This window comes from Marinobacterium sp. xm-g-48, assembly GCF_013282925.1.
Classification (GTDB): domain Bacteria; phylum Pseudomonadota; class Gammaproteobacteria; order Pseudomonadales; family Balneatricaceae; genus Marinobacterium_E.
This window is the reverse complement of the sequence record NZ_WBYQ01000003.1, coordinates 1-14404: the sequence shown is the minus strand read 5'-3', so window position 1 is coordinate 14404 and position 14404 is coordinate 1. Positions and strand designations below refer to the sequence as shown.

13 protein-coding genes are annotated in these 14404 nt (G+C 40.7%); 7 read left to right on the top strand and 6 right to left on the bottom strand.

Annotated elements, in window-relative coordinates:
* The first annotated feature begins 81 nt into the window (after window positions 1–81).
* Both clpB and XMG48_RS06100 read left to right on the top strand, forming a co-directional pair.
* Window positions 82–2658 (top strand): ATP-dependent chaperone ClpB, encoded by a 2577-nt coding sequence (gene clpB, locus XMG48_RS06105; RefSeq protein WP_173481186.1) that lies wholly within the window; start codon window positions 82–84, stop codon window positions 2656–2658.
* A 109-nt stretch (window positions 2659–2767) separates the two neighbouring features.
* Window positions 2768–3607 (top strand): 23S rRNA (adenine(2030)-N(6))-methyltransferase RlmJ, encoded by an 840-nt coding sequence (locus tag XMG48_RS06100; protein ID WP_173481185.1) that lies wholly within the window; start codon window positions 2768–2770, stop codon window positions 3605–3607.
* Between the two features lie 25 nt (window positions 3608–3632).
* Here XMG48_RS06100 and XMG48_RS06095 read toward each other — a convergent pair whose 3' ends face one another.
* Window positions 3633–3902 (bottom strand): hypothetical protein, encoded by a 270-nt coding sequence (locus tag XMG48_RS06095; RefSeq protein WP_173481184.1) that lies wholly within the window; start codon window positions 3900–3902, stop codon window positions 3633–3635.
* Between the two features lie 312 nt (window positions 3903–4214).
* On the opposite strand from XMG48_RS06095, the gene XMG48_RS06090 reads away from it, so the two are divergent.
* Genes XMG48_RS06090 through XMG48_RS06075 form a run of 4 tightly spaced genes read left to right on the top strand, consistent with a single transcriptional unit; the run spans window position 4215 to window position 7643 of the window.
* Window positions 4215–4865, top strand: coding sequence for a hypothetical protein (locus tag XMG48_RS06090; protein ID WP_173481183.1), 651 nt, complete (start codon window positions 4215–4217; stop codon window positions 4863–4865).
* A complete protein-coding gene (locus XMG48_RS06085; RefSeq protein WP_173481182.1) occupies window positions 4858–5955 on the top strand; it encodes a hypothetical protein in 1098 nt (365 codons plus the stop codon). Before XMG48_RS06090 ends, XMG48_RS06085 begins: the two co-directional genes overlap by 8 nt.
* Window positions 5930–6445, top strand: a complete 516-nt coding sequence (locus tag XMG48_RS06080; RefSeq protein ID WP_173481181.1) for a hypothetical protein — start codon at window positions 5930–5932, stop codon at window positions 6443–6445. Before XMG48_RS06085 ends, XMG48_RS06080 begins: the two co-directional genes overlap by 26 nt.
* A gap of 52 nt (window positions 6446–6497) precedes the next feature.
* A complete protein-coding gene (locus tag XMG48_RS06075; protein WP_173481180.1) occupies window positions 6498–7643 on the top strand; it encodes a patatin-like phospholipase family protein in 1146 nt (381 codons plus the stop codon).
* A gap of 207 nt (window positions 7644–7850) precedes the next feature.
* Here the strand turns inward: XMG48_RS06075 and XMG48_RS06070 are convergent, their stop codons facing one another.
* The 5 genes from XMG48_RS06070 to XMG48_RS06050 form a co-directional block, all read right to left on the bottom strand.
* Window positions 7851–8153: a hypothetical protein gene (locus XMG48_RS06070; RefSeq protein ID WP_173481179.1), complete on the bottom strand. Its 303-nt coding sequence runs from the start codon at window positions 8151–8153 to the stop codon at window positions 7851–7853.
* Between the two features lie 116 nt (window positions 8154–8269).
* Window positions 8270–9571 (bottom strand): TniQ family protein, encoded by a 1302-nt coding sequence (locus XMG48_RS06065; protein ID WP_173481178.1) that lies wholly within the window; start codon window positions 9569–9571, stop codon window positions 8270–8272.
* Between the two features lie 2 nt (window positions 9572–9573).
* Entirely contained in the window at window positions 9574–10482 is a 909-nt protein-coding gene (locus XMG48_RS06060) for a TniB family NTP-binding protein (protein WP_173481177.1), read from the bottom strand.
* Window positions 10475–12412, bottom strand: coding sequence for a DDE-type integrase/transposase/recombinase (locus XMG48_RS06055; RefSeq protein WP_173481176.1), 1938 nt, complete (start codon window positions 12410–12412; stop codon window positions 10475–10477). The genes XMG48_RS06060 and XMG48_RS06055 overlap by 8 nt, the downstream gene beginning before the upstream one ends.
* Entirely contained in the window at window positions 12412–13095 is a 684-nt protein-coding gene (locus XMG48_RS06050; RefSeq protein WP_173481175.1) for a hypothetical protein, read from the bottom strand. The genes XMG48_RS06055 and XMG48_RS06050 overlap by 1 nt, the downstream gene beginning before the upstream one ends.
* Before the next feature lie 884 nt (window positions 13096–13979).
* Between XMG48_RS06050 and XMG48_RS06045 the strand changes: the two genes are divergently transcribed.
* On the top strand, window positions 13980–14404 hold a 425-nt coding region (locus tag XMG48_RS06045; RefSeq protein ID WP_173481174.1), incomplete at its 3' end, for a hypothetical protein.

Here is a 14404-nt window from a genome sequence, read left to right as displayed (position 1 = left end):
AATAGTCAGACTTACCCTCACATAAAAGATAGAAACATTCATTGGCCTTGCTTCGGGAGGCCGCTATCAGTGGAGGCTAAGATGCGCCCAGATAAATTTACTTCAAAATTGCAGGAAGCACTGTCAGATGCTCAGTCATTGGCCGTCGGTAAGGATCATAATCAGATTGAACCTATCCACCTGCTCGCTGCGTTGATCGATCAGCGTGGTGGATCAATTCGTCCCCTGCTCAAGCAGGCTGGTGCGGAGCTGCCGCAGTTAACCCGTAAAGTGGGTGAGGCGCTTGAGCGACTGCCAGTGGTCAGTTCGCCCGATGGTGATATTCGCCTATCTCAAGATATGGCTCGTCTATTCAATCTAACCGACAAACTCGCTCAGCAGCGCGGCGATCAGTTCGTGGCGAGTGAGCTCGTCATACTGGCTATGCTGAGTGATAAAGGTGAGGCCGGGAAAGTCTTGCAGGCTGCAGGTCTTACACAAGAGAAACTGGTTGAAGCGATTAATGCGGTAAGGGGAGGCGAAGCGGTGATGGATCCTAACGCAGAGGAGAGCCGTCAAGCTCTGGATAAATACTGTGTTGATTTAACAGAGCGGGCAGAGAGCGGCAAGCTTGATCCGGTGATTGGGCGCGATGATGAGATTCGTCGCACCATTCAAGTGCTCCAGCGTCGCACGAAAAACAATCCGGTACTGATTGGTGAGCCGGGCGTAGGTAAAACCGCCATCGTTGAAGGGCTGGCGCAACGCATCATCAACGGCGAAGTGCCGGAGGGGCTGAAACATAAGCGAGTGCTGTCGCTCGATATGGGGTCACTAATAGCCGGTGCAAAGTTCCGCGGTGAATTCGAGGAGCGATTAAAGGCGGTCCTTAATGAGCTCTCTAAGCAGGAAGGGCAAATCATTCTGTTTATCGATGAGCTTCACACCATGGTCGGTGCCGGTAAGGGCGACGGTGCGATGGATGCCGGTAACATGCTGAAGCCTGCATTAGCACGCGGTGAGCTGCACTGTGTGGGCGCGACTACTCTGGATGAGTATCGTCAGTATGTAGAGAAGGACGCAGCGCTTGAGCGTCGCTTCCAGAAGGTGATTGTTGATGAGCCGAGTGAAGAGGATACGATTGCGATTCTACGTGGTCTTAAAGAGCGCTACGAAGTACACCACGGCGTCGACATCACTGACTCTGCGATCATCGCGTCTGCAAAGCTGAGTCAACGCTACATCACCGATCGTCAGTTGCCTGATAAAGCGATCGATCTGATCGATGAGGCGGCATCCCGTATCCGTATGGAGATGGACTCCAAACCGGAAGAGATGGACCGTCTGGAGCGTCGTCTGATCCAGTTGAAGATGGAGCGTGAGGCGCTGAAAAAAGAGAAGGATTCAGCGGCTAAAAAACGCTTAGAAGAGCTCGAAGAGACCATCAGTACTCTAGAGAAAGAGTACTCAGATCTAGAAGAGATCTGGAAGGCGGATAAAGCGGTACTGCAGGGTTCTCAGCAGATTAAAGAGCAGTTAGACCAGGCCCGTATCGAGATGGAGCAGGCACGTCGTGCAGGCGATCTGGCGAAAATGTCAGAGATACAGTACGGCAAGATTCCAGAGTTAGAGGCGCAATTGCAAGCGGCCGATAGCGAAGATGAATCTGAGGCTCAAACGGAGTTGTTGCGCAATAAAGTCACCGAAGAGGAGGTGGCTGAAGTGGTCTCACGCTGGACCGGTATTCCAGTCAATAAAATGCTCGAGGGCGAGCGTGACAAACTGCTGCGCATGGAGCAAGAGCTGCACAAGCGAGTCGTCGGTCAGGGTGAGGCGGTTGAAGCCGTCTCGAATGCGGTGCGCCGCTCAAGAGCAGGTCTGGCTGATCCGAATCGCCCGAACGGTAGCTTCCTATTTTTAGGCCCTACCGGTGTTGGTAAAACGGAACTCTGTAAAGCGCTAGCCAGCTATCTGTTTGATACCGAAGAGGCGATGGTACGCATCGACATGTCAGAGTTCATGGAGAAACATTCGGTTGCTCGATTGATTGGTGCACCTCCAGGCTATGTAGGCTATGAAGAGGGCGGTTATCTAACCGAAGCGGTTCGTCGTAAGCCTTACTCGGTCCTACTGTTAGACGAGGTCGAAAAGGCGCATCCCGATGTCTTCAATATCCTGTTGCAGGTGTTAGAAGATGGTCGTTTGACTGATGGTCAGGGTCGTACCGTCGATTTCCGCAATACCATCGTGGTGATGACCTCGAACCTAGGCTCGGATCTGATCGCGGGTTACAGCGATGATCAGGATTATGAGCAGATGAAAGGGGCAGTTATGGAGGTGGTGGGTACCCACTTTAGACCGGAAGTGATCAACCGTATCGACGAAGTTGTCGTGTTCCATAGCTTGCGCAAAGAGCAGGTGGCAGGCATTGCAACCATTCAGTTGGAGCGTCTGCGTAAACGCCTTGCTGAACATGAGCTGGGACTCAGGTTGACATCAACGGCCATGGATAAGTTGGTGGAGGTCGGATTTGAGCCAATTTATGGTGCAAGGCCACTCAAACGTGCGATTCAGCAGTGGATCGAAAACCCATTGGCGCAGCGTCTATTGGCAGGCGACTTCATGCCTGGAGCCGAAATTGCGGTCGATGTGGCGGACGGTGAATTTACCTTCCGCTAGCTCTACTACGGTGCTAAATCGGGGTCTGGCCTTCTGTCAGACCCCGTTATTGTGAAACCGCTATTTAAACCGCTATCATTGCGCTTCTACCAAATTTTGAGGCACCTCCTTGCTTAGCTATCAACACGGCTTTCACGCCGGAAACTTTGCCGATGTTCACAAACATCTCACCCTTCAACTTCTACTGAATGCGCTCAATAAAAAGGCGAAACCTTGGAGCTATTTAGAGACGCACTCGGGTCGTGGGTTATATGACCTCTCGTCAGAGCAGGCGCAGAAGACCGGTGAGTTTCGTGATGGGGTGGCCAAGCTGTGGGGGCAAAAACAGCCGGAAGCTGTTCAGCAGTACCTGTCAGCCATCGCTGAAGTGTCTCAATCTGATCAGCTTCTTCACTACCCTGGATCACCGACACTGACGGCCCTAAATGCACGTGAGGTGGATCAGATTCATCTAATGGAACTGCACCCACAAGAGGTTAAAGAGTTAAAGCGCAATATGCGCCTGTTTGCCAATGTTGGGGTGCACCACCGAGATGGCTATGAAGGGGTCTTATCACTACTCCCCCCTAAACCTAATCGAGGACTTCTATTGATCGACCCCGCTTATGAGGTGAAAGAGGAGTATCAACAGGTGGCGAGCTTTGTCGGAGAGGCAATGAAACGCTGGCCCAATGGTCAAATTGCTGTCTGGTATCCACTGCTGGCTGCTAACCGTCATGAGAATATGCTGAAGGCGATGGTTCGACAGCTGCCGGATGTTGGAGTGTTGGATTCACAGTTTGTCGTGGCAGAGCCCAGAGAGCGGGGTATGTTCGGATCTGGAATGTTGCTAATCAATCCCCCTTGGCAATTTGATCAGCAGTTGGAAGAGCTGCTACCGGGTGTGTTGGCTCAGCTCAACGCAGAAGCGCCAGAGATGACGCTTCGTTGGCTGAAACAGGCCCCTTAAGAGGTTAATTTAGAAAAGAGCTGGGCTAGTAAAGCGCCTGCTCATCTTTTACCACTTCAATCAGCAACTCAATGAATAGCTCATCGGCTTCGCTGCGCTCTAAACCAATGTGAACGCTGGTGGTGTCGTTGAGCTCATCAGCGATTAACTGAACTGCATTCTCTTGGCCCATATGCTTGCGCGCAATCTCTTTGGCGGTAGAACAAATTTCAGGCTCCATCAGTACCTTTCGAGTGAAGCGAACCAGCTCTTCAATAACGCGATCTTTCTGTTTTACATCGGAAATCGAAACCATTGTTTTTCTCCCTATGACCTCTGTTATTTCAAATTAGGGTTGATACGAGGACCATCCTAAAATCAATAACTTAGGATCAACTTTAAAATCATGTCTGATACTTGATAAAAGCTAAGACTGATATTCTTTACGCTTTTTAAAGCATAATGTGATACTTAAATTTTGGCGGCAAAATTTTAGTCTTTAAGGTACTTAACTTACTGTAAATCTAAAGATACAGCTACACAAGAATGCTATGTCTGAAGAATGTAACTAAAGTTGTATGGTGGACAATAGTGACATAAGTGAGTATCAAACAAAAAAGAGAAGCTTATGTCTGCACAACCACAACCACAACCACAACCATCAGAATCAATAGAACAAGATACTTCAATCTTAAAAAAATGGTTAAAAAGGGGTTTTCATGGATTTTTAAAAATTATATTTGCAGTAGCTTCTTGGCTAGCGGTATGGGTCCTCGCCGATTTGTACAGCATAGCAAGTGATCCATCGAGCATTTCACTTGCTGTTGTCATTGATGCTGTTTTTATAGTTTTCGTTATTGTTGCGTTGAGCTTCAGAAAAAGGGAAAAGTCTTTCCTTGTAGAGTTTAGTTTGAAAGAGATATATCTAAAAGCAACAGCTATGTTTGTTGCTTTTATGATAGCTACAACAGGAATAATTAGTTTCCTAGTTAGCGATCAATTCTCTCTAGGTGTATTTGATGAAAGTGACCTAGAATTTCTAAGCATAATGTTACTTGCTGGGTTTCTTGAATCACATATAGAAACTATCACTGATGCCAATATCAAGTTCGAAAGAATATTAAGATTATTTTTTAATGCAGTAATGGTTTTATTTATAATTTCAATATTGTCTTTCCGAATAGACCAGTTTGAAATTATTCAGCTTCCTAGTTTTCTTGTAGGTATAGGTGAGTTTTTGATTGTAGATAGTGCTGAATGGTTATTTGAAAATGTTTAAGAAATTTACCTTAGTTACTTTAGTTGTTTTATTTGTAATTGTATTTTTTGTTACGTTGAATGCGGGAATTATAAATAAAGTAGTTCAGAGTTTTTATTCTAAAGCAGGGGCTCCAGTCAAATCTACATTGTTTGTGTCATATAGGAGTTTCAAAAAAACTCTTAAGACGGCAATTGAAGGGCAGTTAGAGGAAGAAATTGGAAAGTCACAAAAGATAGCTCTTGTAGAGGAAACTGAAGAAATAAATGTAAGAATTATTTCTTTTAGTGAAGATGGTAGTTATGAGTTGTATGATGAACCAAAAGAAAAAAATGTACTCCCTATAAAAGCAGGAATAACTTCTGAAAAATCTAGTGTAGTTTCTACCGAGAAAAGGAAGTATGAAAAACCTATAAAACTACAAGAGAATAAGGTCAAGGAATTATTAACACCGCTTTATGTTAAAACAAATGTTGAAAATCCAAAGGTACGAATACTGAATATCAAACCTAGGTTTAGTAACGGTATAAAATTAAAAAACGGATCATATGAGATTGAAGTTAGCAAAGAAGGTTACAGAACTCAAATTGAGTGGGTGACCATAGATAACTTCTCAGGACCAGATAATAAAAAAGACTTAGATCGAATTACGGCAAGTTTTGATTTGCAAAAAAATGGTGTTGAGGGTTGTTCTGACAAGCTTGAATATAATATACAACCCTTTACTGACGCTGACGATGGTCCTGGATTAATAACATTTAGATTAATTTATGATAATGCTTCGGTTCCTGAACTGTACCGAAGCTCATATAAATTAATTGATGACTCAAATAATTCTAGGATTTTAAAGTCCACCTTATCCCAGAATTATTCTGAAGCAATCTTTAGTTACGAGCCTCTTACAGCTCAAGGCGCGCGTGATAACAGAGATAAAAATTTAATTTGTGAAACTGGCCCAGATACATGTTATGTATCAAATGCCCTTGCATATTTAACATTTGAAAAAACGGCTGGTGGAGTGCAGATGATAGATCAGCACGTGTTTCCTAACTTGGCTATTGCTCGAATTGATAAGGATCTTATGTGTGAACTCAATTATAATCAAATTTAAAATATCACTTCTTGGGGTTATGTTTTTGACAGGTTGTGTTAGTGAAGTGACGAGTTCTTCCAAAAATGAAGTTTCTTATTTCACATCTACTTTTAACCCTTTTTCCGCAACTAAAAAAGTTGATTTCTATGTATCTGATATGAAGTTTATTAATCAATCATGTGAAAATTTAATTAGTCTAAAAAAGATTAATTATGATTACAGATACATGGCAAATGATCACATGAAAGAGCTAGGTTTTGTATCTTTTCTAGATAATAATCTGGTTGATTTCCATATTGATTCGTTCATTGATAATGAAAGCGCTTATTATTTGTACGCGTCTGAATCGGGGTATGAAGTTGAAATTAATGATGTAACTAAAGAGTATTATTTCAAAGGTATGAAGTTGGCATATTATTACATGGCTAAGAATTCACTTCATAGGCCAATATACGATGCTAATATGAAAGCGATAAATTACGCTTACAATTTTAACGGTTGTGGTTGATTTTTGTTCAAGATTTTACTGTTTTGCTCTAAAAGAGTTTTGATGGTTAATTATGTTCATATATAAGAAAAATAATTTTAAATTTCGTTCTGATTTAAGTTCTTTTGATAAAAGTGATTTCTCTAGGTTAATTAATCAAGCTGATGCTCTTATTGATACTCAGATTAACCTAGCACCAAATCTCCAAAAAAAATTTGTTAAATATAATGTCATAATGGAAGGTGGTGGTCTAAGAGGTATTGCGCATTTAGGTACCTTATATGCACTTGAGAAACTAGGCTATCGATGGCATAGCCTTGGTGGAACAAGCGCAGGGTCACTAACGGCTGCATTAATAGCTTGTAATACTAACCCTGTTACTGAGGAACGGGCAGTTCAAGCTGCAGAATTAGTCTATAACTTATCTTACTTAGACTTCCTAGATGGTGGAGATGATGCAAAAAGCGTTCTGAAGCTCGATAAAAAGACTTCAAAAGTTCGAAGCCTTGTGATGGCAATAATTACTATCATTAGAAACATAAAGGACTTAAAAGCGGATTTAGGTATTAACCCAAGAGAACATTTTAGTGCCGACCTAAGACAAAAAATGGAACATTTCTACCAAGGAAATGTAGAAACTAACTACGAGAAATTAGTCGATATCAGACTTAAACAATCCAACACCCACTCAGAAACTCCTGATTTCCAGGCTGTAGTTTTCAATCTAAATCGTTCTGAAAGAGAAGTTCTACCCTCTGACTTGATAACCAAATACGGTGACATCTCAGCTAACGTTGATGTTTTAGATATAGCAAAAGCTTCAAGTGCAATCCCCTTCTTCTTCAAACCAGTAGAATTCTTTGATCATAAAGGGGACTTCATAGCACAGTACGTTGATGGTGGTATTGTTGATAACCTTCCTTCCGATTTATTTGAAGGCGAGGGTAACTCTTTCGATACGATTCTTATAGAACTGATAGAGCCAAAAACTGTAAATGAGAAGATTGAAGGTTTAGGTGATATAGCTAAGTCAATTTTTAAGTCTGCGTTCAAGAAAGAATATGTTATCCCAGTCCATTTGCAGAAAAATCATATTCAGATTGATCTATCTAGCGATGAATTTAAAGAAATCAGTTTGTTAAGTTTTGATCTAAGTGTTGAACAAAGGAATCAACTTTTCTTGGCTGGTGTGAATGCCGCTTTAAAGTGGGCGGCTTAACTTTATCCGTATCAGGGAATATTTATAATGCTGTGGTTATGGGAGCTGTAGGGCAAGTTAATGGGAACTATGACCATGAACCCCTTCAAGGAGAAATAAAAGAAAGACAATTCAGAGGATATTCCGAGCATATGGACTATGCTGTTTACTTCAATTTCTTCGTGTTGACCATCACTTTCGATTGATACGAAGAACAACGTAGCATTATCATTTTTTACAATGCCATTTATGTGGGTGAACTTGGTCATTTCCACTATTTTTTGCAGATTTTATACCGATAATGGAAATGATAATTGCTGTAATACCTAAAAGGTAGGATTCATTAAACAGTGCCATTATCCCGCCAAGTAAAACTAGTGCAAAAAATGGTTCTGACATTCTTAATCCTATCTCTTTAAGCTGGTTGGACTGAGCCCACTGTGCTTTACAAGTTGGACAAACCTTAGATGCAAAAGAGACGCTTGAGTGGCAGCAGCCGCATATGCCGCCATGATGATTTAGTCTAGCCATGAAAGTAATTCCAATTTTAAGATTTTCTATGCCAAGCGGACGGTCTCCTTGAAACCATCCTTTTTAATTTAAGCATCACCGACATTTGTGACCTATTAGACGTTTGTTGATATAGCCTAAGACGTTAGCAACCTGTCGCTAAGCCATTTTTCAAAATCCTCGCTTTGAACATAAATTATTCCCAGCGCATGAGATTGATCAGATCTGAATCCACTAACTCTTTTAAGAATTACATCTGCTAAAAGACTTCCAAACCGAGTCTTGTGCTTAGCAAATATTCGATCATTACTGCTCACTTTAACCATTTCCCTTTGTTGAGAATCTGTTGCAAGTTCAACTAGATTCAGTAACGAATCGACGCTTCTAATATCGAAATGAAGATCTCGGTTGATAGCTCCTGAGTTAACAGGTTGTATTACCTGTTTATCTATCAAAACGGGCAAATCATTCCTGTTTATTCTCAGTAATCTTGCATAGTTGAAGCCATTTACAATGCATTCGCTTGGAATGGTATCAGTAACGACTTTTCTAAGTTTAGGCATCAACAACGTATCTGTGTTCATACCTTTGGTTTGAGTCAAATGCTTATTCAACCTTGGAGGCTTTTGATAATAGTATGGAACTTCAATTGCTTTGTAATTTTGAGGAATTACTGATGAAATGGGTGACCAGTGCTTTTCGAATTGAGTCTGATGTTGTGATCTTGCATCAGGGTAAGTCCATAGTTCGTAAGCTTTCTGAATTAGGTTTGAGTCTAAGAACTCAGCTTTCATCGTGCTAATTTGTTGTGGTCCAAGATCAAAAGGTCTTAGCGCTCTTAGAAAACACGTTGCGAAATTATTGTAAGCAAAGCCGCTATGTTTCTGATTGAAACGATTGAAACTAAGTTCGGCTTTAGAGGGCTCGAAGTATCTATCAGTTGGGTCTAAAGCATCCCACCTGATATTACAGTTAGGACACTTTACGAATAAGTCAGAGTTCCAGCGAAATGTTACGTCACAATTAGGGCAATTATGTATTAATTTTTCGTTGTGTTCGTAACAAGCAGAAGTGGTCAGATTACTCCAATTTGTATTTATGAACTCATGTTCTAAAACGCAGCTAAGACACAACCTAGGGGTCGGTATTTTTAATGACCTAACGTCTCTTTCACACCTATAACTCCAGTCAGTATGATGGGCTTTCCATAAAGATCTTAAGGTATTAGATGATTGTCTCGTTAGGAGAGATAAACTCTCAATATTTTGTTCGAGCGTACTCTCAGTTGTTGATCCAAATGTTTTTAAGAATGACCCGAGTCCCTTCTCATAACAATTCATAAAAGCAGGAATAGCGATTCCGTTGAGATACATAACACGAAGAAGATAACCGTAGATATCTTCCTGTTGCTTTGCTTCAGGGCGAACACCAAACTCCATTGTTATGACTCCTTCAAACGTTTCTTTAAGGCTTCAGACTGAGCCTGGAAAGGATTGAATTTGCCAAGTTTAGGGTTTAAAGGTGGATTAGTATTCGCAAGTGCAAAGTCTATGAGTGTTAAGTTTTCTTTATTAGGTGCTCTTTGAATAGCTTTAACGATGAGACGATTGATCAGACGGGGTTTTCCATCTGTAGCAAGATATATACGTGCAAGGTTAATCTCTGAAGTTAATGATATTGAGTTAACTCCAAGATCATTGAGTATGTGTTCACATACGCTCAGGTATGAAGAAAAAATAGAAATCTCTTCACGAGAGCCAAGTTTGAACGGTCTTAAAGTAATATGCTCATGAGTGAATCTTTGATACAACTCTTCATGTTCACGAATGGACCCTAGTGATTCAGGTGTGCCTGACATCACGATAGCAATCTGGTTTTCATCCATCAGAACTTTTATGAAGTTAAGCACAGCTCGGGTACTTTTCTGAGCTTGCGCACGAAGCATGTGCTGAAATTCATCAAATATAATTAAGCTTACGTGCTGATTTTTAATTACAGCAGAAAGCCTATTTTCGAGCACAGATTGTGTGCTCGATGTAACGAATGGATGACCTGCAGCCGTTAAAAGCTTCTCAATGATTGCTTTTGGTGTAGGAGAAGCAGGAATTCGTATGGATAAAATTGGCTTTTTAGTAAGTGTTTTTGTCTCTAGGTCGCTCTGCTTATCTAAGTAAGTCTTAGTATAGTTTTCCAGAATCCTAGTCTTACCAACCCCTGAGGGACCTAACAAAAGCATCCCTGTGCCAACAATTCCACTCATACTATGTGTATTCGAGATCGCCTGAATAGCGGTCTTAAGCTGGGAGTGAAGAATCGTCTTACTGTTAAATTCTGCAACGAGGTTACACATAGTCGTAACCTCCAGATAAATCTTCGTCTAATGTGACAGGAAGAGCCCCTGACTCAAAGCCTTGCTCAGAGCTATTTTGATTAGCATTAGAGTTTTGAACCGCAGAGAGTAAATCCTCTTTAGAAACTACCTCAATATCAGGATGGCGCCTACGAGCCTCTGCTGCTTTTTGGCGTTCTTGAATCTTTAGGTTATCCCTCTGAGTTCTAGTTTTAGCGACAGGACTCGATTGCTCATCTTGGGTCTCATGTGGGCATCTCTCGCTTTTAAATTTAACGTAAGGAGTGTCAGTAGGAATTCCTTCGGTGTTACGTACTTCAAACACTTCATCAGTGTATGGATCTACAACCGAAATAGAAGAGATATCATTAGGGTTGTAGTTACAAGTTACAGTAGGTTTTTCATGATCCTGATTTAAACGCATCCCCAATTTTTTCAAACGACCCTCTCGGTCGTTGTATCGGATATTATTGATGACAACACCAAGGTGAGAATGCTCTCCAGTGATGATGCGCTGTAAAACTTCACCTTGAGGAGTCGACATGTGCTCAATGTTAGAAGGCACAAAAGGAGGGTAACTCAATGCCTGTTCGTCCCAAACCGATTGAGGGGTTCTCTTACCTAATCCCTTGTGAGCAGTTTGATGATATTCATCAACGATCCAACCAATCAGTCTCGATTTAAACTCCTCATAAGTCAGAGTGGCTTCTTCTTCGATCGTTCGCTCTAGACGTCGCTTGTCATTGATTCGACCACAATAACCAGGTAACAGTTCGGCAAAGCGACTTCTAACGGTCCCGAAGAATCTCTCTACAAACGGCTTGTACCAGCCTTGACCCGTTGGCGCGACAGTAGCACTAACTCCAGATTGAATCAGAAATGATTGAGAAAGGACGCCTTTGTATGCTGTTCCCCCATCAACTATAAGAGTTTGTGGTTGACCAAATTGAGTCCAACGGTTTTCAGTTCCGTAATCCACATCTTTAGGTAAGAACGCATGGCGATAGCAATCCATCACACTAGCTGCTGTTTCTCCTCGACCAATCTGAACATGTACACCAAGTACAGATCGCGAATAACAATCAAACAGTACAAAAACGGAAGGTGTTCCGAGATATTTACCATTAGCATCTACTAGTCCACATGCAAGATTTACTGCGTCTGCCTCAACACGCTCAAGAATCTGACTTGAAATGATTTTACTAACCGCATTTCGACTAGCTCTAGTCAGCTCTCTAGGTCCAGCCTGACATCCAATAACGAATAGTGGATCAAATCTCTTGCTCCAGTTATAGAACGTTTGAAGTGAAGGAATTTGAGAATCAGGGAAACCTTCATCTTTCAGCTCTTTAATGAACAATTCATAAATTACTGAGCGCTTAACGGGCTCTCGTGTTAGATAGTAGTCATCAAAAAAATCTCTAGCTTTATCCTCAACGATCTTGTTAATTTTAGACTGACGATTCTTGGGTTTAATTCCCTTTACTGACTCAGCGAGCAGGCTTGGGTCGGTGTTAAATAGTTTAATTTTTCTTGCTAAGGTCGCGGGAGATGTTCCTTTGAGATCATTCTCTCGATGACGAACGATATCAATCGTCTTCTGTCGCTCGTAGACACTTCCAATAACCCCTTTTCCTAATCGATTGAAGTGCTCATCAATATATTTTTTGATTCGGTGGAATTCTATTTGCTGTTTTGTCGTGAGGTCTTTGGTTGCTTTTAATTTTTTAGAACCGAATGTCAAAGTGAGTTCTGTTCCGTAAGCCTGCTGGATTTCATCACCCGACAAAAAAATTGGTTGAATGTCATCTTCGAAACGTAAAGTTAAATCTTGGCAGTCAGCATCTAATGCCTGAGCTATCGCATGCGCACCGTTATATATAACTGGAGTGGGCTCATTCAGCCTGAATACATTAGCTAAAGAAGTCATTACGCAGCCTCCCAGGAAATATGCATTTCCGTCCAAGGAGTGTTGAGATCAGCATTCACTAAACCATGAGCGATAAACTGCCTGATTAGATCAGGATTCTTACCAACAGAACGAAGCCTGTCTTGTGCCGAAAGGATAGATGCACACTCGCTAGTTGAGGCTCGAGTAAATTCTTTGAATTCATCGAGAGGGCAGGGTTTCGATAATGCTGACCGAATGTGCATAACATTACGCAACAATGGTCCTCTAATGCTCTCAGAGTTTAGAAATTTATATTCAAAATTATTAGCTGCGGCTATTCGTTGAAGTTGGTTACTAAATCTAGGATTCAAGTTACGTGGAGATTGACTCGACCCGATATCGACCAGCACTTGTTTATCAGTGTAATGGACAAGAAACGAAAACTTCTGCGTTTTAGTAATCTTGTTGATGCATGCACTTAACTGGATATTTGATGTGTAAGAGATAACGTCATCAGACCAATCAAGAATAACAGCGTAATCACGCTCATGGGGTTTCAATTCATGAATTTCATTAAGCTTTTGCGAGTAATGAATTGCAGTCCCATGGGTAGGGTTCTGTTTGACACATAACTTCTTCGAAGAAGTTTTATTATAAAAATTATTAGCTCTCTGTGTGCGTTCTCCTGATTGTTTTGTTAGATCAAAAATGTGTTTCGTCATACGTTCTCCTTTGCCTTGATGCTTTAAACGATAACGATATGAGCAGGGGGTGTCAATGCCTAAATCAAGTATAAGCTATTGATTTTATTGGTTTATTTCATACAGACCATTGTGCTTTTAGTAAAATTTTCGCATTGAATTTTATGGAGTATTGATAAGCTGATCTCTTTCCATATTCAGTTTTCACGCTACTTCCAGGTGTCCATTAGCTCGCCACTTCGAGCCGAGATTCCTGTCATGTTTTTTTCACGAATTTGTCTTAAAACTCCATAAAAGTGCTCGCAAAAAAATTTTAATTTTTTTTAAAAAAGATGCTTTGATGTGAATTTTTATGCTCTTACATGAAATATCGATCAACAAGTTTTGTAGGTTTGTTAACAAAGTGATGGGCGAGGTGGAGTTCATCGTATGTGTTTTTCAGAGATATCGAATCAACTTGCTAGACGGTCTTAAGACGATGGCTTAACTGAGTCAAAGTGAGATTGGTAGAAAAAATATTTGTTGTTAGCCTGTTCTGTTTAGACTTTATTTTCATAAGCCAAAAAATGATAAACCTTTATTAAATAAAAACCTTTTATGTTGATTTGATTTTTATTGGTTTATTTAAAATATTTCGTTTTAAATTTTTAATATCTTTAATATTAAAATAAGCAGAGAAAATTACTCTATGAAAAATATAAGATATTGATTGTTAAGAATTCGGTATTTTTTGAGGGTTTATTCTTGGGTTTAATTTATTTCACAATTGGTTTGTTCTTGCTGTAGAGACTTGCCATATTCGATTTAGTAATATGTGACCATTTTGGTTGTTTGCTATCGTTCTTGTATCGTTTTAAGTTTCTTCCCGTCTTGCCCTTGTGGCAAATAAAAAGAGGAAACGAAAAATGGCTCATGCACTTGATAGAAACGAATTGTGGGACTTTGCTGAAAGTGAAGGTTTTAACTTAGAAGCTATTGGTAATAAGTTAGGACTGACTAAAGAAAGAGTTCGACAAATTTTAAATGAAAAGTTTGGTTGGTCAAAAGTTGATAAAGCTAGAAAGCGTTTCCGAAAAATAAAAAAAGATCAAAAGGAATTTGAAGCAAAAGATCATAAGCACAATAAAATGTTTCAAAACATTTTGTCAAAAGGAGATCGTGTTCCTTACTGGAGTATATTTACGCTTGATCCTTACTATCTTAATACCTGTACTGCATTACTAAAGGCTAGGTTAGCAGAGAATTTTGATCTGCAGTTAACTCAGGATGATGCACGTTTCTACATCGAATCTAAGTTGAGAACACTCTTCTACAATAGCTTCGATCGTCA

Bases quoted from the DNA above. Each gene is read 5' to 3' on its own strand.
- XMG48_RS06050 (WP_173481175.1), bottom strand. From the start codon at position 13,095: ATGACGAAACACATTTTTGATCTAACAAAACAATCAGGAGAACGCACA.
- XMG48_RS06070 (WP_173481179.1), bottom strand. From the start codon at position 8,153: ATGGCTAGACTAAATCATCATGGCGGCATATGCGGCTGCTGCCACTCA.
- XMG48_RS06060 (WP_173481177.1), bottom strand. From the start codon at position 10,482: ATGTGTAACCTCGTTGCAGAATTTAACAGTAAGACGATTCTTCACTCC.
- XMG48_RS06090 (WP_173481183.1), top strand. From the start codon at position 4,215: ATGTCTGCACAACCACAACCACAACCACAACCATCAGAATCAATAGAA.
- XMG48_RS06065 (WP_173481178.1), bottom strand. From the start codon at position 9,571: ATGGAGTTTGGTGTTCGCCCTGAAGCAAAGCAACAGGAAGATATCTAC.
- XMG48_RS06095 (WP_173481184.1), bottom strand. From the start codon at position 3,902: ATGGTTTCGATTTCCGATGTAAAACAGAAAGATCGCGTTATTGAAGAG.
- XMG48_RS06055 (WP_173481176.1), bottom strand. From the start codon at position 12,412: ATGACTTCTTTAGCTAATGTATTCAGGCTGAATGAGCCCACTCCAGTT.
- clpB (WP_173481186.1), top strand. From the start codon at position 82: ATGCGCCCAGATAAATTTACTTCAAAATTGCAGGAAGCACTGTCAGAT.
- XMG48_RS06075 (WP_173481180.1), top strand. From the start codon at position 6,498: ATGTTCATATATAAGAAAAATAATTTTAAATTTCGTTCTGATTTAAGT.
- XMG48_RS06085 (WP_173481182.1), top strand. From the start codon at position 4,858: ATGTTTAAGAAATTTACCTTAGTTACTTTAGTTGTTTTATTTGTAATT.